This is a genomic window from Bradyrhizobium agreste (assembly GCF_016031625.1).
Lineage (GTDB): Bacteria > Pseudomonadota > Alphaproteobacteria > Rhizobiales > Xanthobacteraceae > Bradyrhizobium > Bradyrhizobium agreste.
In genome coordinates, this window is sequence record NZ_JACCHP010000005.1 from 258,287 (window position 1) to 280,481 (window position 22,195).

The window sequence follows — 22,195 nt, forward strand, 5'->3', positions numbered from 1 at the left end:
GAGCGCCGAATGAATGCCGAAATTGGCACGAAAACCAAACCGGGCCGGGCTGGTGGAGACGAATCGAGCCCGGCTTCTCGCCCACCTTCTCTTGGCACGCTTCATTTCGCCGGTTTTGACATCGACTTGGAGCGCGGCGAATTGCGTGTCTCCGGCGCTCCGGTCGCCTTGCGCCCGAAGAGCTTCGCGCTGCTGGTTTATCTCGCCCGTCATCCCGGCCGGCTGTTGAGCAAGGATGAACTGACGGATGCGGTTTGGCCCAATGTCGCGGTCACCGACGATTCCCTGGTCCAGTGCATCAGCGAGCTTCGAGCGGCATTGGGCGGCGGCGACCAGCAGTTGATCAAAACCGTGCCGCGCCGTGGCTATTTGCTGGACGCAACGTTGCTCGATGCGCCACCTGCTCTTGATGCGCCCGCCAGTGGGGAGAATGCCGCCCGCACGCAGGGCTTTTCGCCCACCGTACCGGCGCGCAGCCGATCATTGCCGTGGCTGGTTGCACTGGGGATCGCTTGCACCGTCTCGCTTGGCGCCGCGCTCTGGTTCGGGCTACCACACCGGGGGCCGACCGGCGGCCTCGTCGGCAAGAACACGATCACGATTTTGCCGCTCGCGGGTATCGGCGGCGAAAATGCCGCCGATCTCGCCGAGGCCGTTAGTGACGATCTCATGATCGAAATCTCGCGCCTGCCCGACACGCTCGTGATCGGACCTCCGATGGGGCATTCCGGGCCCGACAGCGATGCGTCGCAGCTCGGCCGCCGATTGCACGTTGCTTATGTTTTAAGTGGCAGCGTGCAGCGCCAGGGCGAGGCCGTCTCGATCGCCCTGAAGTTGCAGGCGAGTGCCACCGACGCAGTGCTGTGGTCAGGTCGGTTCGACTATGCTGAACAAGCCGGATGGAATTGGCGGCGCGACATCTCCGCGCGCATCGCCAATGAGCTGAAAGTCCGCATCGACGAGGCCGGACCGCCTTTTGAGAGGCCTTATGCCGGGCGCACCTTCGCAGCCATCGATCCGACGCTGCAGGGCTGGCGTTTACTGAAACGCGCGCACACGCAGAAGGAGGCGCAGCGGGCCCGGGCTTTGTTCGAGCAATCACTGCAACTAGATCCCGATTCCGCGTCTGCGTTGACGGGACTTGCCCTCAGTTACATCACAGAGGTGCTGGCCAGATGGAGCGAGGCGCCAGAGGGCCAAACTACGCTTGCGGCTCGGGCGATCGAACGATCTTTAGCGCTCCAGCCCAATGATCCCCGCGCAAATTACGTGCGCAGCCTCGTGTTGTCCGTGCAAGGTCGGATCGATGACGCGGAACAGGCCATCCATCGCGTGCTTGCGCTCTACCCGAACCAGCCGCGGGCGCTCCAGCGACTTGGCTTTCTGAGACTGCAACAAGGCCGTCCGGAAGAGGTTGCCGAGCCGGTCATGCTCTCGCTCCGTCTCGATCCCCTGGACTCCGAGCAGGTGAGCCGAGGCTACTTTACGCTCGGAATGGCCGAATTCCATCTGCACCACGACGATGTTGCCTACGCGCATATGCGCCAGGCGACGATCAGCAGTCCACAAAATGGCTTTGCCTGGCAATGGCTCGCCGCCATCGATGCGCTGCATGGGCGCAGCGAACAGGCCAGAGCCAACCTGAACGAGTATCAAAAACGTAGTCCGGGCCACACCGTCAGCAGCCTGAAAGCATCCGAGTACTCGCGTAACCCAGCGTTCTGGCTGGAGCGCAATCGCTTCTATGACGGTTTGAAGCTCGCCGGGCTGCCCGAATAGAAACCGCTTGCGATGCTTGCTTACCCCGCGGCATGGGCGCTCACGCCGGAGACTAACCCCGCCCCCGATAGGGCGCGACGCCTTGCTCGGGCACCCAGAGGCCCTTCGGGACGCGGCCGGTCTGCCAGAACACGTCGATCGGGATGCCGCCGCGCGGATACCAATAGCCGCCGATGCGCAAGAATTTCGGCTTGATCTCGGAAGCGATGCGCTTGCCGATCATCACGGTGCAGTCCTCGTGGAAGGCGCCGTGATTGCGGAAGCTCGCGATATAGAGCTTGAGCGATTTCGACTCCAGGAGCCACGCCCCCGGCGCGTAGTCGATCATCAGATGCGCGAAATCCGGCTGGCCCGTGACCGGGCAAAGCGAGGTGAATTCCGGCACGGTGAAGCGCACCAGATAATCCGTGCCTTTCTGCGGATTGGGCACGCGGTCGAGCTGGGCCTCTTCCGGTGTGTGCGGCCATTCGACCGCGCGGCCGAGCTGGAGGGACTTTTTCGCCATCGTCGTCACATCCTGTTTCGAGCCGGGATGGACGCAAACGGGCTTGTCGTCAACCGGCGGCGATCGTCTGGATCATGACGATCCGGTCGTTGCCGGACTCGCAGCCCCAAACCTCGCCCGGCCGCCCGTCGAGCTGGCGGACATTGGCGTTGGCCTTGTCGCTGGCGAAGACATTGAACTTCTCGATGGCGGGATCGAAGCGGACGATGGCGTTGGCGGAGAAATCGGTGAGCCAGACCTTGTCCTTGTCGTCGACATACACGGCATAGGCGCGCGGACGTTCGCCCGGCAGCTTCCAGGTCTTCCACGAGCCGTCTTCGGGATCATGCACCGCGACATGGCCGCTGTTCCACTCGCTGACCCAGATCCGGCCCCTCGAATCCGACCAGACGCGCCGCGAGCCCTGGTTTGGGGTCGGCGGCTCGACCACGGTCGCATTGCCGCCCACGCGGTCGATTTTCGCGATATGGCTGCCGGCGAGGGAGGCGTACCAGACGTCGCCTTTGGGCGTGACCGTGATGCCGTAGGGGCCGACCCCCTTCGGCGCCTTGAACACATTCATCTCGCCGGTCTTCGGAGACAGCCGGCCGTAATAGCCGGACTGTCCGGTGAACCAGTAGGTGCCGTCCTTGTCGAATACGCCGGTGTTGAGATTGGCGGAGGCGAACCTTTCCGGCAGACGGAACAGCGTGACGCTGAGGTCGGAAGGGTCGACCCGCGCAATCGCGTTCTGGCCGCCCTCGGTGATCCAGGGCGCGCCGTCAGGCCCGATGGTCACGCCGTGTGGGGCCGCGCCCTGGCCGAGGCTGACCGTCTTGAAACGGCCATCGCGTGGATCGAGCCTGCCGAGCAGGCCCTTGCCCTGCGCCGTGAACCAGATGGTGCCGTCACGGGCGGGCGTCAGATCGTGGAGGCCGATGCCCGGGCTGATGGGATAGTATCTCATCCGGAACGGGCCTTCCTGCGCAAAACCTGGGCGGGCCACGAGCAGCGCGGCGGTTGAGGCAAGAAATTGGCGGCGATTCATGGCGTTACCCCGACTGCTTGAGATTGAGGTTGGGCACGCGGACCAGATGCAGTCGAGCATATTCTGAGGCGCTTTGCGCGTCAGTCGGAGCGGTGCGTCCAAGCGTTCACATTTGCTTGCGGCCCGTGTAAGACCCGCGGCACCGATCAGCCCTAACGAACGGAAGTGGACATCATGACCGCCATCATCGACATCATCGGCCGCGAAATTCTCGATAGCCGGGGCAATCCCACCGTCGAAGTCGATGTCGTGCTGGAGGACGGCGCGCTCGGCCGCGCCGCGGTTCCATCCGGCGCCTCCACCGGCGCCCATGAGGCCGTGGAACTGCGCGACGGCGACAAGGCCCGCTATCTCGGCAAGGGCGTGACCAAGGCCGTCGGCGCCGTCAACGGCGAGATCTTCGAGGCCCTGAGCGGCCTCGACGTCGCGCAGCAGGCCCAGATCGACCAGATCATGATCGACCTCGACGGCACGCCGAACAAGAGCCGGCTCGGGGCCAACGCCATTCTCGGCGTCTCGCTGGCCTGCGCCAAGGCCGCCGCGAACTCGCTCGACATGCCGCTCTATCGTTACGTCGGCGGCACCTCGGCGCGCCTGCTGCCGGTGCCGATGATGAACATCATCAACGGCGGCGTGCACGCCGACAACCCGATCGACTTCCAGGAATTCATGATCCTGCCGGTCGGCGCATCCTCGTTCGCCGAAGGCCTGCGCTACGGCGCGGAAGTCTTCCACACGCTGAAGTCCGAATTGAAGAAGGCCGGCCACAACACCAATGTCGGCGACGAGGGCGGCTTCGCCCCGAACCTGCCGTCGGCGGACGCCGCGCTCGACTTCGTCATGAACGCGATCGGCAAGGCCGGCTTCAAGGCGGGCACCGATATCATGCTCGGCCTCGACTGCGCCTCGACCGAGTTCTTCAAGGACGGCAAATATGTCTATGAAGGCGAGGGCAAGACCCGCTCGATCTCCGAGCAGGCGAAGTATCTTGCAGATCTCGTCGCGCGCTATCCGATCGTGACCATCGAGGACGGCATGTCGGAAGACGACATGGACGGCTGGAAGGAGCTCACCGACCTGATCGGCAAGAAGTGCCAGCTGGTCGGCGACGACCTCTTCGTCACCAACGTCAAGCGCCTCGCCGAAGGCATCAAGACCGGCCGCGCCAACTCGATCCTGATCAAGGTCAACCAGATCGGCACGCTGACCGAGACGCTCGCCGCGGTCGAGATGGCGCACAAGGCCGGCTACACCTCGGTGATGTCGCACCGCTCCGGCGAGACCGAGGATTCCACCATCGCCGACCTCGCGGTCGCCACCAATTGCGGTCAGATCAAGACCGGCTCCCTTGCAAGGTCCGACCGGACCGCCAAATACAACCAGCTCTTGCGCATCGAGCAGCAGCTCGGCAAGCAGGCGCTCTATGGCGGCAGGGCGGCACTGAAGGCGCTGGCGTAAGCCGGCGTCGTGATCCGCGCGAAGAGAAGGACAGGGGAGGATCGACATGAACGATGGCAAGACCGGACTGGAATTGCGCTCGCTGCTGAAGAAGAGCGGCGAGCTCGAATTGTCGCTCGTGGAGGTCCCGACCCCGGAGCCGGCCGAGGATGAGGTCGTGGTTCGCGTCGAGGCCACCCCGATCAATCCGTCCGATCTCGGGCTCCTGATCGGGCCGGCCGACATGTCGGCCGCCAAGGCCTCCGGCACCAAGGAGATGCCGGTCATCACCGCGACGATGCCGGAGGCGGCGATGCGGACGATGGCGGCAAGGTTCGATCAGTCGCTGCCGGTCGGCAACGAGGGCGCCGGCACGGTGATCCGGACCGGATCGTCGGACGCGGCGAAGGCCCTGATGGGCAAAACGGTGTCGATGATCGGCGGCGGGATGTACACGCAGTACCGCGTGCTCAAGGTCCGCGACGTCATGGAGCTGCCGGCCGGCACCACGGCCGCCGACGGCGCTTCCTGGTTCGTCAATCCGCTGACCGCGCTCGGCATGACCGAGACGATGCGGCGGGAGAACCACAAGGCGCTCGTGCATACGGCCGCCGCGTCCAATCTCGGCCAGATGCTCAACAAGATCTGCATCAAGGACGGCATTCCCCTCGTCAACATCGTCAGGAACAAGGAGCAGGCCGACATCCTGCACAAGATCGGCGCCAAATACGTCGTGGATTCCAGCGCACCTGATTTCATGGACGATCTCACCAACGCGCTGGTCGAGACCGGCGCCACAATCGCCTTCGATGCCATCGGTGGCGGCAAGCTGGCGAGCCAGATCCTGACCGCGATGGAAATTGCGGCCAACAAGACCGCCAAGGAATACAGCCGCTACGGCTCCAACGTGTACAAGCAGGTCTACATCTATGGCAGCCTCGACACGCGGCCGACGGAGCTGAACCGCTCGTTTGGACTCAGCTGGGGCGTCGGCGGCTGGCTGCTCACGCCGTTCCTGCAGAAGATCGGTCCGGCCGAGATCGGCCGCCTGCGCCAGCGTGTGGCGTCCGAGCTCAAGACCACCTTCGCCAGCCACTATACCAAGGTGGTGTCGCTCGCCGAGGCGCTCGATCCCGCCAATATCGCGGTCTACGCCAAGCGCGCCACCGGCGAAAAATTCCTGATCAACCCGAACAAGTGATCGCTGAGGCCGGTTATCGCGACGCACCAGGCCGCCGCTTGGCGGCCTGATTGCTTTTGACCGTGGCTTTAATCGAGCGCAACGCGGACGCATTTCCAGAAACGCAGCGTTTCCAAATCGGACCGGTTCATGCACTTGCATCAATCGGCCCGGATGGCTTAAGTGCCGTCCCGGCATTTCCTCTCAAGCCTTCAAGGACACCAATGGCCTACAACATCGTCACGATCGCTGGCAGCCTGCGCAAGGACGGCTTCTCGCTCAAGATCGCCAATGCGCTCGCCAAGCTCGCGCCTGCCTCGCTCAAGCTCGAGGTGATCACGCCGGCGGGCATCTCGTTCTTCAACCAGGATCTCGAGGGCGCGCCGCCCGCGGACTGGCTCGCCTTCCGCGAGAAGCTGCGGGCGTCGAATGGCGTCCTGTTCGTCACGCCCGAATACAACCGCTCGATCCCGGGCGTCCTGAAGAACGCCATCGACGTCGCCTCGCGGCCCTATGGCAAGAGCTCGTTCCTCGGCAAGCCGGTCGGCATCATCTCCAACTCGCCGGGTCCGCTCGGCGGCGTCAGCGCTGCCAAGCATCTGCAGACGATCCTGCCTGGCATTTCCGGTCCGATCCTTCAGCAGCCGGAGATCTATCTCAACGGCGTCGGCGACGCCTTCGATGCGGAGGGCAACCTGACCAAGGACTCCCTCAAGACGGTGCTGCAGCAATACATCGACGCCTTCGCCGCGCATGTGGCGAAGAATCAGGGCTGAGGCCGAACGACCCGGCGGCCATACAGCAGGTCTGCATCCTGAAGGACAGGCCGATCAATGATCGGCCTGTCCGATCTGACCCCGAGAGCGCAGGTCTAGCTTGCCATGCGCTGCCTCAGGCTCTGGTAGAACGCCGTCTCGAAGTTCATGTAACCGATGAACGACGTTGGATCACCGAACGGGAGAATCTGGGTGGCCCAGAACCCGCCGACCCCATTCTGCCGGTCGATCCAGTAGAACAGGTTGGCGAGGCCGGCCCAGCCAAGCGCGCCGGCGGGACGTCCCGTCGGGGCTTCCTCGTCGTTGATCATGAAGGTCAGCCCCCACGACTTGGACTGGTCCGGGAAGAACTCCGCGTCATTGCACAGCGCGGGAATGACGCCGGTGATCGGTGTCACCTTCTTGTCGCCGAGATGGTTCTTCTCGGCCATGCGCACGGTTTCGGCCTTCAGCACGCGGCCGTGCTCGCCCACTCCGTCATTCAACCACATGCGGATGAACCGCATGTAGTCGCCGACGGTGCCATAGAGCCCGTGACCGCCCATATGAACTTCTGGCTTGGCCGGCAGTTCGAAATCCATCGGCGACAGCGAGCCGTCGGCACTTCGCGCGTGGATACCGGCCAGCCGTTGCCGCATCGGATCGGTCAGTTCGAAGGTCATGTCCTTGATCCCGAGCGGTTCGAAGATGCGTGCCTTGAAGACGTCGCCGAGCCGTCGGTCCGCGATGGCTTCGACGATCTGGCCGCACCAATCGATGTTGGTCCCATAGTCCCAGCGCTCGCCCGGATCGAATAGGAGCGGGGTCATCAGGCAGGCCTTGGTCGCGGTGATCACGCTTGGCTGACCCTTTTCCTCGGCCAGCCGATTGTAGGTGCGGTTGATGAAATCGTAGCTCAGGCCCGCGGTGTGAGTCATCAGCATGCGGGTGGTGATATCGCGCTTTGGCGGACGCAGGATCGGCTCGCCCCTGTCGTCAAAGCCATCGATCACCTGGAGCTTGCCAATCTCGGGCGCATAGCGCCTTGCAGGCGCGTCGAGATCGAGCTTGCCTTCCTCGACGAGTTGGAGGACCGCCGTACCGGTAATCGCCTTGGTCGTGGAGAAGATGGCGAAGATGCTATCGGTCGTCATGTCGGCGGCAGAATCGAGACGGCGCTTGCCGGCCGCGCCCTCGTAGATGTTGCGGTAGCGGTTCGTCACCATCGCGACGACGCCCGGCACGCGCGGCGTCGAGGTAACGACGCCGTCCAGAACGGCGTCTGCCGTCGCACCAAAATTCATGATCATGATCGTCCTCCCGTTTGGATTGGAATTGTCTGGTCGAGGTGTTTTGCGCACTCAGTTCATGGCGAAGCCCTGGTAACCGCTCGCCGCGACCTCGTCGCATTTCTGGCGATAGGCACCGACGCCGCCGCAGTAGGAGAGAACGCGGCGCGGCTTGCCTTCGACGTTCGAGCCCAGGTACCAGGAATTGGTCTTCGCGATCAGCGTTGCGTTGGCGATCTCGTCGTGATGCGCCACCCAGCCGTCTTCCGCGTCCTTGGTCGGCTCGATCACCTTCAGGTCCTTGGCCCGCATGTACCTGATGCAGTTGTCGATCCATTCGACTTGCTGCTGCAGGCACGTCGTCATGTTGCACAGCGCAGCCGAAGGCGCGAGCGGCACGGCGGTCGTGAACAGGTTGGGATAGCCGTGAACCTGCAGGCCCATCGTCGTGCGGATGTCCCTGGTCCAATCCTCTTTGAGCGATCGTCCGCCCCGTCCCCTGATGTCGATGCGCGTCAGGGCGCCAGTGCCGGCGTCGAAGCCGGTTGCGAGGATGATGATATCGAGCTCATGGACCGTGCCGTCGGCGGTCTGGATGCCCATCGGCGTCACCCGTTCGATCGGATTGTTCTTGACGCTGACGATCTCGACATTGGGCCGATGGAAAGCCTCGAGGAAGTTCTGCTCGAGCGGCACCCGGTGCGTCCCGAAACCATAGTCTGCGGGGATTAGGAGGTCGCACAGCTTCGGATCCTTGAGCCGCTCACGCATCTTCTCGCGGACGAATTCCGAGATTTCGGCATTGACCGCCTCTTCGAAGAACAGCTCGGCGAAGGACGAGATCCATAGCTTCAGCGAGCCGTCATTCCAGCAATCCTCGATCACCTCGCGGCGCTTCTCGGGCGACAGGCCGGCCCACGCATGCTCGAAGTCATATTCGAAACCCGTGAAGGTGTGCGGCAATCGCTGCGTGAAGTGCCCGAACTTGGACTTGTAGGCTTGCGCATCCGCCGCACTGAACTTGGGATTCTTCATCGGGATGATGTATTGGGGCGTGCGGATGAAGACCTTGAGATGGCCGACCTCGCCCGCGATCGTCTGGATGACCTGGATGCCGGTTGCGCCGTTGCCGATGATGCCGACGCGCTTGCCCGCGAGGTCGATCGGCTGCTTCGGCCAGCGCGCCGTGTGGAACAGGCGTCCCTTGAAAGTCTCCTGGCCCGGAAACGACACATAGGGCGCCGAGAGCATGCCGCAGCAGGTGACCAGGAACTGGGTGTCGATCACATCGCCCTTGTCGGTCGTGACCAGCCAGCGTTGCGTTGCTTCGTTGAAATGGGCGCTTTTGACCGTGGTGCTGAACTGGATGTCCTTGCGGAGATCGAGACGGTCGGCGACGTAGTTGAGCCAACGTTCGATTTCCGGCTGGCCGGGGAATTTCTCGCTCCAGCTCCATCCCTTGTAGAGCTCCTCGGAGAACAGGTACTGGTAGATGTAGGCTTCCGAGTCGAAGCGCGCGCCGGGATAGCGATTCCAGTACCAGGTGCCGCCGACGCTGGACGCTGCGTCGACCGCCCTGACGTTCAATCCCTGCTCGCGCAAACGATAGAGTTGATAGAGCCCGGCCACGCCGGCTCCTACCACGAGGGCATCGAGCCTGGCCGTCACATGCGCGCCGTTGCTTCCATTAGTCTTGCTTGCGGTTTCCATATCGGTCCTCCTCACGTTTCCAGAGCGCACGCGACCTTCCCCCGTCCGTGAGATCATCGGACGCTGGTGCATCGCGTCATTTTCGCTCCCGGCAGCGCGATAGATGGGCTCTTTTGGCCCGCGGCCGTTCCGCCGCTTCTCCTGCTCTGCCTGGAACGCGCGCAAGGCTACGTGGCGGCCGAGCCTTGGGGCTTGAACAGAATCGACAATCCTTTGAACGGAGCCCGGCGCCGGACCTCAACACAGTTTGCTTGGCAAACTGCAAAACCGGCTTATGCTCCCCCTGCCGTTCGGCCAATGAGAAGCGGAAGCAACCGCGCCATAAAATCCCAAGGAGGAGGCTCGTGCGATGGGCCAATTCATCACGGTCGAGGAGCTGCCACGCTACGCGCCCGGCCAGCTGATGCTGGACAGTTCGACGGTGGGCAAATCCGACTTTCGGTTGCGCGTCTTCCGCTATGCGCCATCCGACATCTGGGTCCCACCAAACGAGAACTTCCTGATCGTCGTGTACCGCGAAGGCACGACGTCGATGAATCGCCGTGTGACCGGCCTCTGGAAGCAGGATCATGTCGGCCGCGGCGTCACGACACTGCTGACGCGTGCCGAGCCTTCGAACTGGCGCTGGAGCCACGACATCGAGGTCAGCCATTTCTACATTTCCCCGACCTTGATGGCGAAGACGGCGAGCGAAGCGTTCGATCGCGATCCGGAAGGCATCGAGCTTCACGACCTGCTCAGGATCGAGGATCCGGTGCTGACCTGGATTGGCGACCGCATGGTGCAGGAGGTGTCCGAAGGAGCTCCGGGCGGGCGGCTCTGCTATGACGCGCTGGCACTTCAGGCGAGCGTGCACCTCCTGCGAAGATACGCCTCCGTGCAATTCAGGATACCCTGTGCACAGGGGCGCTTCAGGCCAGCCCACGCGCGGCTGATCGAGGACTATATCGAGCAGAACATATCGAGGAACATCACGCTCGAGGAACTCGCCAATATCTGCAATTGCACGCCAGTACAGTTTGCGCGCAAATTCCAGGTGCACTATGGTATGCGGCCGCATGCCTATGTGCTGAGCCGCAAGGTGCAGCGCGCGTGCCAACACCTGCGTAAGGACCGGCTTGCTCTGAAGGAGATTGCGCTCTTGAGCGGGTTTTCCGATCAGAGCCATCTCAACCGGATATTCCGCAGACAGCTGAACATCACGCCCGCAGAATATCGCAAGAGCTGCCTGAGTTAGTCTTGCTGCGTCACAATCGGACCGCTCCGGACCATGAAGGCTGGGTCTGCGATGGCGTGAAATTAGCACTCCCTTAACCAACCTGTCCCATCTTGCGAACATGGTCTCCCGCGCGCGCCTGAAATCGATCCTGACCGGTCTTGCCCTCTATGCGATGGCGGCGGCGATCGTCGGCTATTTCGGCGTCAACGCCTACACTGGCAAATACGGTCTCAACGCCCGCCAGGAACTCGACCAGGAGATCATCGCGCTGACCAGCGAGCTGGCTCAGCTCAAGCGCGAGCGCGCCCGGAGCGAACAACGGGTGTCGCTGCTGCGGTCCGAGAAGATCGACCCGGACATGCTGGACGAGCGCGCGCGCTTCCAGCTCGACTATGTCCATCCGCGCGATCTCGTTCGGATGATCCCGGCGAACTAGCGCATCCGAAAGCCGCTGCTGACATCACCTTGGCCTCCTCCGAAGGTCGCAACTCTGGGACCGGGCGATTGCCTTGACGGCGCCGCCGCGGCGGGCTCATGCCTTTGGTGGCGCTGAAGTTGACGGAGATCAACCGGGCAGCACCGGCACGTCCTACACTGCTATCCGGAGGAAACTGTGATGAATGGGACAATGCCCCGGCATCACGCGGCCCGCGTCGAAGCCGCCATCGCGTCAGGCCAGGCGGCCCGGTCCGCGCTCGTGGCCTCGTGGCGCCGTTCGTCCCGATTGCATCATCTCGATCCCGGCGGCCACGCCGCGCCGATGCGGCTGACCGAAGCCGAGCTGCAGCAGGCGCGCGAGCGCATCGCGCCGCTTCTGGCGGCTGCGCAGGGCGCGATGGACCGGCTTTATCAGGCCGTCGGGGCTGCGGGCTGCTGCGTGCTGCTCGCCGATCGCGAGGGCGTGCCGGTCGATCGCCGCGGCACGGTGGCGGATGATGCGACGTTTCAGTCCTGGGGCCTTTGGACCGGGGCACTCTGGAGCGAGGAGCATGAGGGCACCAACGGTATCGGCACCTGCCTCGTCGAGCAGCGTCCGCTGACGATCGATCGCGACCAGCACTTCTTTGCCCGCAACACGCTTCTGAGCTGCACCGCCGTTCCGATCTACGATCACGAGGCGGCGCTCGCGGGCGTGCTCGACGTCTCCTCCTGCCGCGCCGACCGCACCGACGCCTTCGCCAGCCTGATCGCGCTCGCGGCGGGCGAGGCGGCCAAGCGGATCGAGGCCGACCTGTTTCGCAAGGTCTTCGCCCATGCCCGTATCGTGCTGACGCAGGCGGCGGATGGAAGCTGCGGCGGCCTCGTTGCGGTCGATACGGACGATCTGGTGATCGGCGCAACGCGCTCCGCCCGGCTGGCACTCGGCATCGCGCCGGGCGGTGCGTTGCGGCCGGTGCCGGCGGCCGATCTTCTCGGCGGCGATGCCGCGCACGATCATCTCGCCGGAGGCCAACGTGCGGTGCTGCAACGGGCGCTGCTCCGTGCCGGCGGCAATGTCTCCGCCGCCGCCAAGGCCCTCGGCGTCAGCCGTGCCACTCTGCACCGGAAGCTGAAGCGGTTCGAGCTGAGCCACTGAGCGGCGTCGCGCCACGACTGTCGCAGAACTGCGACAGGTCGGCTCCGCCATCGCGTCCGCCCGGGCTGACAGAAAGCGCCTCTCGCATCATCGTCGGCGCAAGTCGCGAACACGCGACGACAAGCAGCAACATCGGGAGCGATCAATGAACAAGGTGGAATTCCTCAGCGTCACCAAAGTGCCCTTTGCCGAACGCTACGACAATTTCATCGGCGGCAAGTTCGTGGCGCCGATCTCCGGGAAATATTTCGACAATGCCTCGCCCCTGACCGGCCAGGTGGTCTGCAAGATCGCGCGCTCCGAGGCGCAGGACATCGAGGCGGCGCTCGACGCGGCGCATGCCGCCAAGGCCGCCTGGGGCCGCACCAGCGTCGCCGAGCGCGCCGCGATCCTGAACCGGATTGCCGACCGCATGGAAGAGAACCTCGAGCGCCTCGCGATTGCCGAGACCTGGGACAACGGCAAGCCGATCCGCGAGACGCGCGCCGCCGACCTGCCGCTCGCGATCGACCATTTCCGCTATTTCGCCGGTGTGGTGCGCGCCCAGGAAGGCTCGATCGGAGAGATCGACCACGACACCATCGCCTATCATTTCCATGAACCGCTCGGCGTGGTCGGCCAGATCATTCCCTGGAACTTCCCGCTTCTGATGGCCTGCTGGAAGCTCGCGCCGGCGCTGGCCGCCGGCAATTGCGTGGTGCTCAAGCCCGCCGAGCAGACCCCGGCCTCAATCATGGTCTTCGCCGAAATCATCGGCGACCTGCTGCCGCCTGGCGTGCTCAACATCGTCAACGGCTTTGGCCTCGAGGCCGGCAAGCCGCTGGCGTCGAGCCCGCGCATTGCCAAGATCGCCTTCACCGGTGAGACCACGACGGGCCGGCTGATCATGCAATATGCCAGCCAGAATCTGATTCCGGTCACGCTCGAGCTCGGCGGCAAGTCGCCGAACATCTTCTTCAAGGACGTCACCGCCGAGGACGACGATTTCTTCGACAAGGCGATCGAGGGCTTCGTCATGTTCTCGCTGAACCAGGGCGAGGTCTGCACCTGTCCGAGCCGGGCGCTGGTCCATGCCGACATCTACGACCGCTTCATGGAGCGGGCGCTCAAGCGCGTCGCCGCGATCAAGCAGGGCGATCCGCGCGATGCCACGACCATGATCGGCGCGCAGGCCTCGAGCGAGCAGCTCAGCAAGATCCTTTCCTATATCGACATCGGCAAGCAGGAGGGCGCCAAGGTGCTGGCCGGCGGCGGACGCGCCGATCTCGGCGGCGATCTCGCCGGCGGCTTCTACGTCCAGCCGACCGTGTTCGAGGGCCACAACAAGATGCGAATCTTCCAAGAGGAGATTTTCGGCCCCGTTGTCTCGGTCACCACCTTCAAGACCGACGAAGAGGCGCTCGCGATCGCCAACGACACGCTCTACGGCCTGGGCGCCGGCGTCTGGAGCCGCGACGCCAACCGCTGCTACCGCTTCGGCCGGGAGATCCAGGCCGGTCGGGTCTGGACCAATTGCTACCACGCCTATCCCGCCCATGCGGCGTTTGGCGGTTACAAGCAGTCGGGCGTCGGGCGCGAGACCCACAAGATGATGCTCGATCATTACCAGCAGACCAAGAACCTCCTGGTCAGCTACAGCCCGAAAAAGCTCGGCTTCTTCTGATCAAGAACGCCGCGCGCACGAGGCGTCATGCCCGGGCTTGTCCCGGGCATCCACGTTCTTCCTGCCGCTGTGGGCCAAGGCGTGGATGGCCGGGACAAGCCCGGCCATGACGTTGCGGAAGCTGCAGCGCCCTAATTGTGGGAGACCAGTTCTTGACCGGCAGGATAATGTTGGTTCGCCGCTCTTGATCCGGTCACGAATCTGCGCACGCGGATGGCGCGCATCGATTTGTTGCCCGATCCGCGCCAAAGATTTTGCAATATTTCGATCAGGTTGCAGTGCGGCATAATGAAAGTCGTGCCATGCCGCCGCGGTGCTTTCCAAGGGCGTTTGACTTGGGTTAGAGAGGGCGAAAGTTTTCTCTGACCCGGAATTCCCATGGCCGCACCCAAGAAAGCCGCCGCAAGCGCTGCACAGGACAAGACCGACGGCGGTTCGCCCCCGGAATTCACGAAGGAGCAGGAACTCAAGGCGCTCCGCGACATGCTCCTGATCCGGCGGTTCGAGGAAAAGGCCGGCCAGCTCTACGGCATGGGTGCCATCGGCGGCTTCTGCCACCTCTATATCGGGCAGGAGGCCGTGGTGGTCGGCATGCAGATGGCCCTGAAGGAGGGCGATCAGGTCATCACCGGCTATCGCGACCACGGTCACATGCTCGCCACCGGCATGGACGCCAACGGTGTCATGGCCGAGCTGACGGGACGCCGTGGCGGCTATTCCAAGGGCAAGGGCGGCTCCATGCACATGTTCAGCAAGGAGAAGCACTTCTACGGCGGCCACGGCATCGTCGGCGCCCAGGTCTCGCTCGGCACGGGCCTTGCCTTCGCCAATCACTATCGCGGCAACGGCAATGTCAGCGTCACTTATTTCGGCGACGGCGCGGCCAACCAGGGCCAGGTCTACGAGAGCTTCAACATGGCGGAGCTCTGGAAGCTGCCGGTAATTTTCGTCATCGAGAACAACCGCTACGCCATGGGCACCTCGGTCTCGCGCGCCTCCGCCCAGCAGGATTTCTCCAAGCGCGGTGCATCCTTCAACATTCCCGGCAAGCAGGTCGATGGCATGGACGTCCGCGCTGTCAAGGCTGCGGGCGAGGAGGCGGCAGCCTGGTGCCGTGCCGGCAAGGGCCCCTACATCCTGGAGATGCAGACCTATCGCTACCGCGGCCATTCGATGTCCGATCCTGCAAAATATCGCACCCGCGAGGAGGTCGAGAAGGTTCGCCACGACCAGGATCCGATCGAGCAGGTGCGCAATCGCTTGCTCGCCGCCAAGGTCAGCGAAGCTGATCTGAAGGCGATCGATGCCGAGGTGCGCGACATCGTCAACGCCTCCGCCGATTTCGCCCAGCACGATCCCGAGCCGGATGCCGCCGAGCTCTGGACCGACGTGTACCGCTGAACGCGCGCAAGCTTTCTTTGGAGAAGATATGCCAATTCAAGTGCTGATGCCCGCGTTGTCGCCCACGATGGAGAAGGGCAACCTCGCCAAATGGCTGAAGAAAGAGGGCGAGACGATCAAGTCCGGCGACGTGATCGCCGAGATCGAGACCGACAAGGCGACCATGGAGGTCGAGGCGACCGACGAGGGCACGCTCGGCAAGATCCTGATCCCCGAGGGCACCGCTGACGTCGCGGTGAACACGCCGATCGCGACCATCCTCGCCGACGGCGAGAGCGCGGCTGATCTTGCAAAGGCAAGCGCGCCGGCCAAGCAGGAGAAGGCGGCGGAGTCCGCGCCGCCCGCCGCTGCAAAGGCTGAAGCGCCCGCGCCAAAGGCAGCACCCGCTCCGCAGGCCATCGCTGAGCCCGATCCGGAAGTCCCCGCCGGCACCGAAATGGTGACGCAGACCATCCGCGAAGCGCTGCGCGATGCCATGGCCGAAGAGATGCGCCGCGACCCGGACGTGTTCGTGATGGGCGAAGAAGTGGCCGAATATCAGGGCGCCTACAAGGTGACCCAGGGCCTGCTCCAGGAGTTCGGCGCCAAGCGCGTGATCGACACGCCGATCACCGAGCACGGCTTTGCCGGCGTCGGCGTCGGCGCCGCGATGACCGGCCTCAAGCCCATCGTCGAGTTCATGACCTTCAACTTCGCCATGCAGGCGATCGACCAGATCATCAACTCGGCGGCCAAGACGCTCTACATGTCGGGTGGTCAGATGGGCTGCTCGATCGTGTTCCGCGGCCCGAACGGTGCGGCCGCGCGCGTCGCCGCCCAGCACAGCCAGGACTATTCGGCGTGGTACTCGCACGTCCCGGGCCTCAAGGTGGTCGCGCCATATTCGGCCGCCGACGCCAAGGGCCTGCTCAAGGCCGCGATCCGCGATCCCAATCCGGTGATCTTCCTCGAGAACGAGGTGCTGTACGGCCACACCGGCGAAGTGCCGAAGCTCGACGACTTCATCATCCCGATCGGCAAGGCGCGGATCGTCCGCGCCGGCAGCCACGTCACCATTATCTCCTGGTCGAACGGCATGACCTATGCCCTGAAGGCCGCCGACGAGCTCGCGAAGGAGGGTATCGAGGCCGAGGTGATCGATCTGCGCACGCTGCGTCCCATGGACACCGAGACCATCATCAATTCGGTCAAGAAGACGGGCCGCGCCGTCACGGTGGAAGAGGGCTGGGCCCAGAGCGGCGTCGGCGCCGAGATTGCCGCGCGCATCATGGAGAACGCCTTCGATTATCTCGACGCGCCGGTGACGCGCGTGTCCGGCAAGGACGTGCCGATGCCCTATGCTTCGAACCTGGAGAAGCTCGCGCTGCCCTCGGCGGCGGAAGTCGTCGAGGCCGCCAAAGCCGTCTGCTACAGGTAGACCATGGCAGGCCCGAAGGAGCAGCCACTGCCGCCCGACGTCATGACCCGCGACGATGCGGTCGAGATCCTGCGCGTGTTCGTGCTGGACGGCGGGCTGTCGATGGCATTCCAGCGCGCCTTCGAGGAGCCCGACATGTGGGGCCTCCTGCTCGTCGATCTCGCCCGCCATGCCGCACGCGCCTATGCGCGCGAGAGCGAATACACCGAGGAGGACGCGCTGAACCGGATCCTCGACATGTTCCAGGCCGAGATCGAGCGTCCCACCGACACCGGTACCACGACGCCGCGCGGCAAGGGGCACTGACCATGGCGATCGAAGCCTATCATTACGATTTCATGCTGGAGGCGATCCGCGAGGCGGAAGCCTCGATCGCGCAGGGCGGCCTGCCGATCGGCGCCGTGCTGACCCGCGACAACAAGATCATCGCCCGCGGTCACAACAACCGCGTGCAGGAGAACAATCCGATCCTGCACGGCGAGATGAGCTGCCTGCGCGAGGCCGGCGCGATCTCGTTCCACGACACCGTCATGTACACCACGCTGTCGCCATGTTCGATGTGCGCCGGCGCGCTCGCGCTGTTCAAGGTCAAGCTGGTGGTGATCGGAGAGTCCATTACCTTCCCCGGCTCCAAGGACATCCTCGACAAGTTCGGCATCCCCTGGATCGATCTTGCCGACGACCGCTCCATCACCATGATGAAGAATTGGCGTTCCATCCCTGCCAATGAGCGCCTGTGGCAGGGCGACATCGGCAACTAAACCTGGTCTGTTCGTCTTCGCTGTCGCAAGACGACGTTTTGCAAAGTTCTTCTTGAGGTCAGCATGCCCATCAACATCCTGATGCCCGCTCTCTCGCCGACGATGGAGAAGGGCAACCTCGCCAAGTGGCTGAAGAAGGAGGGCGACAAGGTCAAGTCCGGCGACGTCATCGCCGAGATCGAGACCGACAAGGCGACCATGGAGGTCGAGGCGATCGACGAGGGCACGATCGCCAAGATCCTGGTGCCCGAGGGCACGCAGGACGTTCCGGTCAACGACGTCATCGCCGTGCTCGCCGGAGAAGGCGAGGACGTGAAGGCGGCCGGCGCTGCGAAGCCGACCGCCTCGGCTACACCCCCCAAGACCGCTGAGGCACCCGCTGCTGCTCCGGCACCTGCTCCGGCCGCACCGAAGGCGGCGCCGGCACCTGCCGCCGCACCGGCCCCGCAGCCCGCCGCACCGGCCGTACAGGGCAACGGCCATGGCGGCCGCGTGTTCTCATCGCCACTGGCGCGCCGTCTCGCCAAGGAAGCCGGCATCGATGTCGCCATGGTCACCGGTACCGGTCCGCATGGCCGCGTGGTCGCGCGCGACGTCGAGCAGGCCAAGTCCGGCAAGGGTCTGAAAGCACCCACTGCTGCGCCATCAGGCGCGCCCGTGATCGCGCCGACCATGTCGGACAAGCAGATCCTGTCGCTGTTCGAGCGCGGCTCCTACGACATCGTCCCGCATGACGGCATGCGCCGCACCATCGCCCAACGCCTGACCGCGTCGATCCAGAACGTCCCGCACTTCTATCTCACCATCGACTGCGACATCGGCAAGCTGCTCACTGCCCGCGAGGAGATCAATGCGGCGGCTCCCAAGGACAAGGAGAAGAAGCCGCTCTACAAGATCTCGGTCAACGACTTCGTCATCAAGGCGATGGCGGTCGCGCTGCAGAAGATCCCGAACTGCAACGTCAGCTGGACCGAAAGCGGCATGGTCAAGCACCACCATTCCGACGTCGGCGTTGCCGTGGCGATGCCCGGCGGCCTGATCACGCCGATCATCCGCAAGGCCGAGACCAAGACGCTGTCGACCATCTCCAACGAGATGAAGGATTTTGCCGCGCGGGCCCGCTCGCGCAAGCTGAAGCCTGAGGAATATCAGGGCGGCACCACCGCCGTCTCCAACCTCGGCATGTACGGCATCAGCCATTTCACCGCCGTGATCAACCCGCCGCATGCGACCATCCTCGCGGTCGGCACCAGCGAGGAGCGCCCCGTGGTGCGCGGCGGCAAGATCGAGATCGCGCACATGATGAGCGTGACCCTGTCCTGCGATCACCGCGCCATCGACGGCGCGCTCGGCGCCGAGCTGATCGGCGCCTTCAAGCAGCTGATCGAAAACCCCGTCATGATGATGGTCTAGAGCCGCCGCATGACGACGCGCTGGCCCTGGATCTCGATGCTGCTGTCGATCATCATCCTCGTCAGCCCGCTCGGCACCGGCGTTCTGCGCGACGCCTTCTTCAGCGGCGAGCTGCTCTCGCGCAGCATTGCCCAGCCGATCGTCTTCATCGGTCTTGCGATCCTGATCTCGATCTGCGTCATCGAATGGCTGGTCAGGTCGATCATTTCAAAACGCCGCTCCGGCGGCGCAACGACCTCTTGAGTTGAACGGGAGCCGCCATGGCCGATACATCCTTCGACGTCATCATCATCGGCTCCGGCCCCGGCGGCTATGTCACCGCAATCCGGGCCGCGCAGCTCGGCTTCAAGACCGCGATTGTCGAAAAATCCTATCTCGGCGGCATCTGCCTGAACTGGGGCTGCATTCCGACCAAGGCGCTTTTACGCTCGGCCGAGATCTACCACTACATGCAGCACGCCAAGGACTATGGCCTGTCGGCCGAGAAGGTCTCGTTCGATCCGAAGGCCGTGGTGCAGCGCTCGCGCGGTGTCTCGAAGCAGCTGAACACGGGCGTCGGCTTCCTGATGAAGAAGAACAAGGTCAGCGTGATCTGGGGCGCGGCCGCGATCGACGCGCCCGGCAAGGTCACCGTGAAGAAGTCCGACGTCGAGGCGCCGAAGGGCTCGCTGGGCGAGGGGACCTACCAGGCCAAGCACATCATCGTCGCGACCGGCGCACGGCCGCGCGTGCTGCCCGGGCTCGAGTCCGACCAGAAGCTGGTCTGGACCTATTTCGAGGCGATGGTGCCGGATCGGATTCCGAAGTCGCTGCTGGTGGTCGGCTCCGGTGCGATCGGCATCGAGTTCGCCTCGTTCTTCCACACCATGGGGTCCGACGTCACGGTCGTCGAGGTGCTGCCGCAGATCCTTCCCGTGGAGGACGCGGAGATCGCAGGGCTCGCGCGGAAACGCTTTGAGAAGATGGGCATGAAAATCATGTCCTCGACCAAAGTCACAAAGCTCGAGAAGAACACCGATAGCGTCGTCGCCACCATCGACGACGGCAAGGGCAAGCCCGTGACGACCGAGTTCGAACGGGTGATCTCGGCGGTCGGCGTCGTGGGCAACATCGAGAATCTCGGCCTGGAAAAACTGGGGGTCAAGACCGACCGCGGTATCATCGTGGTCGACGGTCACGGCAAGACCAACGTTCCCGGCATCTACGCCATCGGCGATGTCGCCGGTCCGCCGATGCTCGCTCACAAAGCCGAGCATGAGGGCGTGATCTGCGTCGAGGCGATCAAGGGCCTCAATCCGCACCCCATGGACAAAAACATGATCCCGGGCTGCACCTATTGCCATCCGCAGGTCGCCTCCGTGGGCCTCACCGAAGCCAAGGCCAAGGAGAACGGCCGCGAGATCCGCGTCGGCCGCTTCCCCTTCGTCGGCAACGGCAAGGCGATCGCGCTCGGCGAGGACCAGGGTCTGGTCAAGGTGATCTTCGACAAGAAGACCGGTCAGCTGTTAGGGGCCCACATGGTTGGCGCCGAGGTCACCGAGCTGATCCAGGGCTACGTGGTCGCCATGAACCTGGAGACCACCGAAGAAGAGCTGATGCATACGGTGTTCCCGCATCCGACCCTGTCAGAGATGATGAAGGAAGCCGTGCTGGATGCGTACGGACGGGTGTTGAATATTTGACGACCGCCGTCATTGCGAGCGAAGCGAAGCAATCCAGAATGCCTCCGCGGACATGGTCTGGATTGCTTCGTCGCAAGAGCTCCTCGCAATGACGAGTGGAAAGAGCGGATCAATAAGCAAAAAGAAAGAAGCAGCATGCACGACAACGATAACCTCATCATCGAACGCCCGACCTTCGTCACCCACCTCGAATGCGCGATGGAGGGCGATCATTACGCCGCCGACCAGGTGCACAATCTCTCCAAGGCCGACAAGCCGCTTCTGGTGCGCTACGACCTCGCGGGCGTGAAGAAGGCGCTGACCAAGGACGCGCTTAGCCAGCGGCCCGGCGACATGTGGCGATACCGGGAGCTGCTACCGGTGCGCAAATGCAAGGACATCGTCTCGCTCGGCGAGGTCACGACGCCGCTGATCCGGCTGCCGAAGCTCGGCGCCAAACTCGGCGGCGGCGAGATCATCGTCAAGGACGAGGGACGGCTGCCGACCGGCTCGTTCAAGGCGCGCGGCCTCGTGATGGCGGTGTCGATGGGCAAGGCGCTCGGCATCAAGCACATGGCGATGCCGACCAACGGCAATGCCGGCGCGGCGCTCGCGGCTTACGCGACGAGCTGCGGCATCAAGACCACGATCTTCTGCCCGGCCGACACGCCCGAAGTGAACGTCAGCGAGATCGAGCTGCAGGGCGCGACCGTCTACCGGGTCAACGGCTATATCGACGATTGCGGCAAGATCGTCGGCGAGGGCAAGGCGAAAGTCGGCTGGTTCGACACCTCGACCTTGAAGGAGCCGTACCGCATCGAGGGCAAGAAGACGATGGGCCTGGAGCTCGCCGAGCAGCTCGGCTGGGACGTGCCCGACGTGATCTTCTATCCGACCGGCGGCGGCACCGGCCTGATCGGCATGTGGAAAGCGTTCGACGAGCTGGAGAAGATCGGCTTCATCGGCTCAAAGCGCCCGCGCATGGTCGCGGTGCAGGCCTCCGGCTGCGCGCCGATGGTGCGCGCCTTTGATGCCGGGACGGAGCATGCGACGCGCTGGGAGGACGCCCACACCATCGCCTCGGGCATCCGCGTGCCGCAAGCGATCGGCGATTTCCTCATCCTGCGCGCGGTGCGCGAGAGCAAGGGCTTTGCCATCGCGGTCGACGACGACAAGATCTCGGCGGCGTTGAACGAGGTCGCGCGCGAGGAGGGGCTGCTGCTCTGCCCCGAGGGCGCCGCGACCTACGCCGCTTACAAGGAAAGTCTCGCCGACGGCCGCGTCAGCAAGACCGATCGTGTCATGCTGTTCAACTGCGCGACCGGCCTGAAATATCCGCTGCCGCCGGTCACCCGCACGCTCGATCGCCACAAGCCGATCGACTATTCCCAATTCTAGCAGT

General features: G+C 64.0%; 20 protein-coding genes. 16 read left to right on the top strand and 4 right to left on the bottom strand.

Annotated features, from left to right (window positions below; translation table 11 throughout):
- The first annotated feature begins 9 nt into the window (after positions 1-9).
- The gene (locus HZZ13_RS09705; RefSeq protein ID WP_197959389.1) at positions 10-1,779 is read left to right on the top strand and encodes a transcriptional regulator; all 1,770 of its coding nucleotides are present in this window, start codon (positions 10-12) and stop codon (positions 1,777-1,779) included.
- A gap of 52 nt (positions 1,780-1,831) precedes the next feature.
- Here HZZ13_RS09705 and queF read toward each other — a convergent pair whose 3' ends face one another.
- Both queF and HZZ13_RS09715 read right to left on the bottom strand, forming a co-directional pair.
- Positions 1,832-2,284, bottom strand: a complete 453-nt coding sequence (gene queF, locus HZZ13_RS09710) for a preQ(1) synthase (RefSeq protein ID WP_061881832.1) — start codon at positions 2,282-2,284, stop codon at positions 1,832-1,834.
- A gap of 49 nt (positions 2,285-2,333) precedes the next feature.
- Positions 2,334-3,311, bottom strand: a complete 978-nt coding sequence (locus tag HZZ13_RS09715) for a Vgb family protein (protein ID WP_197959390.1) — start codon at positions 3,309-3,311, stop codon at positions 2,334-2,336.
- 174 nt (positions 3,312-3,485) lie between these two features.
- On the opposite strand from HZZ13_RS09715, the gene eno reads away from it, so the two are divergent.
- The 3 genes from eno (at position 3,486) to HZZ13_RS09730 (ending at position 6,704) form a co-directional block, all read left to right on the top strand.
- Positions 3,486-4,769, top strand: coding sequence for a phosphopyruvate hydratase (gene eno, locus HZZ13_RS09720; protein WP_197959391.1), 1,284 nt, complete (start codon positions 3,486-3,488; stop codon positions 4,767-4,769).
- A 46-nt stretch (positions 4,770-4,815) separates the two neighbouring features.
- A complete protein-coding gene (locus HZZ13_RS09725; protein ID WP_197959392.1) occupies positions 4,816-5,949 on the top strand; it encodes a zinc-binding dehydrogenase in 1,134 nt (377 codons plus the stop codon).
- Positions 5,950-6,152: 203 nt separating this feature from the next.
- The gene (locus HZZ13_RS09730) at positions 6,153-6,704 is read left to right on the top strand and encodes an NADPH-dependent FMN reductase (RefSeq protein WP_197959393.1); all 552 of its coding nucleotides are present in this window, start codon (positions 6,153-6,155) and stop codon (positions 6,702-6,704) included.
- Positions 6,705-6,799: 95 nt separating this feature from the next.
- Here HZZ13_RS09730 and acmB read toward each other — a convergent pair whose 3' ends face one another.
- Together acmB and HZZ13_RS09740 are read right to left on the bottom strand one after the other, a co-directional pair.
- Positions 6,800-7,993: a methyl acetate hydrolase AcmB gene (acmB, locus tag HZZ13_RS09735; protein WP_197959394.1), complete on the bottom strand. Its 1,194-nt coding sequence runs from the start codon at positions 7,991-7,993 to the stop codon at positions 6,800-6,802.
- A 51-nt stretch (positions 7,994-8,044) separates the two neighbouring features.
- Complete coding sequence (locus HZZ13_RS09740) at positions 8,045-9,682, bottom strand: flavin-containing monooxygenase (RefSeq protein ID WP_197959395.1); 1,638 nt, start codon at positions 9,680-9,682, stop codon at positions 8,045-8,047.
- 349 nt (positions 9,683-10,031) lie between these two features.
- On the opposite strand from HZZ13_RS09740, the gene HZZ13_RS09745 reads away from it, so the two are divergent.
- The 12 genes from HZZ13_RS09745 (at position 10,032) to HZZ13_RS09800 (ending at position 22,191) form a co-directional block, all read left to right on the top strand.
- Positions 10,032-10,919, top strand: coding sequence for a helix-turn-helix domain-containing protein (locus tag HZZ13_RS09745; RefSeq protein ID WP_197959396.1), 888 nt, complete (start codon positions 10,032-10,034; stop codon positions 10,917-10,919).
- 100 nt (positions 10,920-11,019) lie between these two features.
- Entirely contained in the window at positions 11,020-11,337 is a 318-nt protein-coding gene (locus HZZ13_RS09750; protein ID WP_025036496.1) for an FtsB family cell division protein, read from the top strand.
- 180 nt (positions 11,338-11,517) lie between these two features.
- A complete protein-coding gene (locus HZZ13_RS09755) occupies positions 11,518-12,477 on the top strand; it encodes a helix-turn-helix domain-containing protein (RefSeq protein ID WP_197959397.1) in 960 nt (319 codons plus the stop codon).
- Positions 12,478-12,622: 145 nt separating this feature from the next.
- The gene (gene adh / locus HZZ13_RS09760) at positions 12,623-14,140 is read left to right on the top strand and encodes an aldehyde dehydrogenase (protein WP_197959398.1); all 1,518 of its coding nucleotides are present in this window, start codon (positions 12,623-12,625) and stop codon (positions 14,138-14,140) included.
- 378 nt (positions 14,141-14,518) lie between these two features.
- Positions 14,519-15,541, top strand: coding sequence for a pyruvate dehydrogenase (acetyl-transferring) E1 component subunit alpha (gene pdhA, locus HZZ13_RS09765; protein ID WP_197959399.1), 1,023 nt, complete (start codon positions 14,519-14,521; stop codon positions 15,539-15,541).
- Between the two features lie 28 nt (positions 15,542-15,569).
- Positions 15,570-16,958, top strand: a complete 1,389-nt coding sequence (locus HZZ13_RS09770) for a pyruvate dehydrogenase complex E1 component subunit beta (RefSeq protein WP_197959400.1) — start codon at positions 15,570-15,572, stop codon at positions 16,956-16,958.
- A gap of 3 nt (positions 16,959-16,961) precedes the next feature.
- A complete protein-coding gene (locus HZZ13_RS09775; RefSeq protein WP_008547332.1) occupies positions 16,962-17,264 on the top strand; it encodes a DUF5076 domain-containing protein in 303 nt (100 codons plus the stop codon).
- A 2-nt stretch (positions 17,265-17,266) separates the two neighbouring features.
- On the top strand, positions 17,267-17,719 hold the full coding sequence (locus tag HZZ13_RS09780; RefSeq protein ID WP_197959401.1) for a nucleoside deaminase: 453 nt from the start codon (positions 17,267-17,269) through the stop codon (positions 17,717-17,719).
- A 63-nt stretch (positions 17,720-17,782) separates the two neighbouring features.
- Positions 17,783-19,132: a pyruvate dehydrogenase complex dihydrolipoamide acetyltransferase gene (locus HZZ13_RS09785; RefSeq protein WP_197959402.1), complete on the top strand. Its 1,350-nt coding sequence runs from the start codon at positions 17,783-17,785 to the stop codon at positions 19,130-19,132.
- A 9-nt stretch (positions 19,133-19,141) separates the two neighbouring features.
- Complete coding sequence (locus HZZ13_RS09790; protein ID WP_027574345.1) at positions 19,142-19,375, top strand: hypothetical protein; 234 nt, start codon at positions 19,142-19,144, stop codon at positions 19,373-19,375.
- 17 nt (positions 19,376-19,392) lie between these two features.
- The gene (lpdA, locus tag HZZ13_RS09795) at positions 19,393-20,814 is read left to right on the top strand and encodes a dihydrolipoyl dehydrogenase (RefSeq protein WP_197959403.1); all 1,422 of its coding nucleotides are present in this window, start codon (positions 19,393-19,395) and stop codon (positions 20,812-20,814) included.
- A gap of 135 nt (positions 20,815-20,949) precedes the next feature.
- Positions 20,950-22,191: a threonine synthase gene (locus HZZ13_RS09800; RefSeq protein WP_197959404.1), complete on the top strand. Its 1,242-nt coding sequence runs from the start codon at positions 20,950-20,952 to the stop codon at positions 22,189-22,191.
- Positions 22,192-22,195 lie beyond the last annotated feature (4 nt).

Coding starts and splice junctions, on each gene's coding strand:
- HZZ13_RS09705 (WP_197959389.1), top strand. CDS start 10: ATGAATGCCGAAATTGGCACGAAAACCAAACCGGGCCGGGCTGGTGGA.
- HZZ13_RS09800 (WP_197959404.1), top strand. CDS start 20,950: ATGCACGACAACGATAACCTCATCATCGAACGCCCGACCTTCGTCACC.
- HZZ13_RS09775 (WP_008547332.1), top strand. CDS start 16,962: ATGGCAGGCCCGAAGGAGCAGCCACTGCCGCCCGACGTCATGACCCGC.
- HZZ13_RS09740 (WP_197959395.1), bottom strand. CDS start 9,682: ATGGAAACCGCAAGCAAGACTAATGGAAGCAACGGCGCGCATGTGACG.
- HZZ13_RS09755 (WP_197959397.1), top strand. CDS start 11,518: ATGAATGGGACAATGCCCCGGCATCACGCGGCCCGCGTCGAAGCCGCC.
- lpdA (WP_197959403.1), top strand. CDS start 19,393: ATGGCCGATACATCCTTCGACGTCATCATCATCGGCTCCGGCCCCGGC.
- HZZ13_RS09715 (WP_197959390.1), bottom strand. CDS start 3,311: ATGAATCGCCGCCAATTTCTTGCCTCAACCGCCGCGCTGCTCGTGGCC.
- HZZ13_RS09750 (WP_025036496.1), top strand. CDS start 11,020: ATGGTCTCCCGCGCGCGCCTGAAATCGATCCTGACCGGTCTTGCCCTC.
- HZZ13_RS09725 (WP_197959392.1), top strand. CDS start 4,816: ATGAACGATGGCAAGACCGGACTGGAATTGCGCTCGCTGCTGAAGAAG.
- HZZ13_RS09780 (WP_197959401.1), top strand. CDS start 17,267: ATGGCGATCGAAGCCTATCATTACGATTTCATGCTGGAGGCGATCCGC.
- HZZ13_RS09730 (WP_197959393.1), top strand. CDS start 6,153: ATGGCCTACAACATCGTCACGATCGCTGGCAGCCTGCGCAAGGACGGC.
- acmB (WP_197959394.1), bottom strand. CDS start 7,993: ATGATCATGAATTTTGGTGCGACGGCAGACGCCGTTCTGGACGGCGTC.
- HZZ13_RS09790 (WP_027574345.1), top strand. CDS start 19,142: ATGACGACGCGCTGGCCCTGGATCTCGATGCTGCTGTCGATCATCATC.
- HZZ13_RS09745 (WP_197959396.1), top strand. CDS start 10,032: ATGGGCCAATTCATCACGGTCGAGGAGCTGCCACGCTACGCGCCCGGC.
- HZZ13_RS09770 (WP_197959400.1), top strand. CDS start 15,570: ATGCCAATTCAAGTGCTGATGCCCGCGTTGTCGCCCACGATGGAGAAG.
- eno (WP_197959391.1), top strand. CDS start 3,486: ATGACCGCCATCATCGACATCATCGGCCGCGAAATTCTCGATAGCCGG.
- queF (WP_061881832.1), bottom strand. CDS start 2,284: ATGGCGAAAAAGTCCCTCCAGCTCGGCCGCGCGGTCGAATGGCCGCAC.
- pdhA (WP_197959399.1), top strand. CDS start 14,519: ATGGCCGCACCCAAGAAAGCCGCCGCAAGCGCTGCACAGGACAAGACC.
- adh (WP_197959398.1), top strand. CDS start 12,623: ATGAACAAGGTGGAATTCCTCAGCGTCACCAAAGTGCCCTTTGCCGAA.
- HZZ13_RS09785 (WP_197959402.1), top strand. CDS start 17,783: ATGCCCATCAACATCCTGATGCCCGCTCTCTCGCCGACGATGGAGAAG.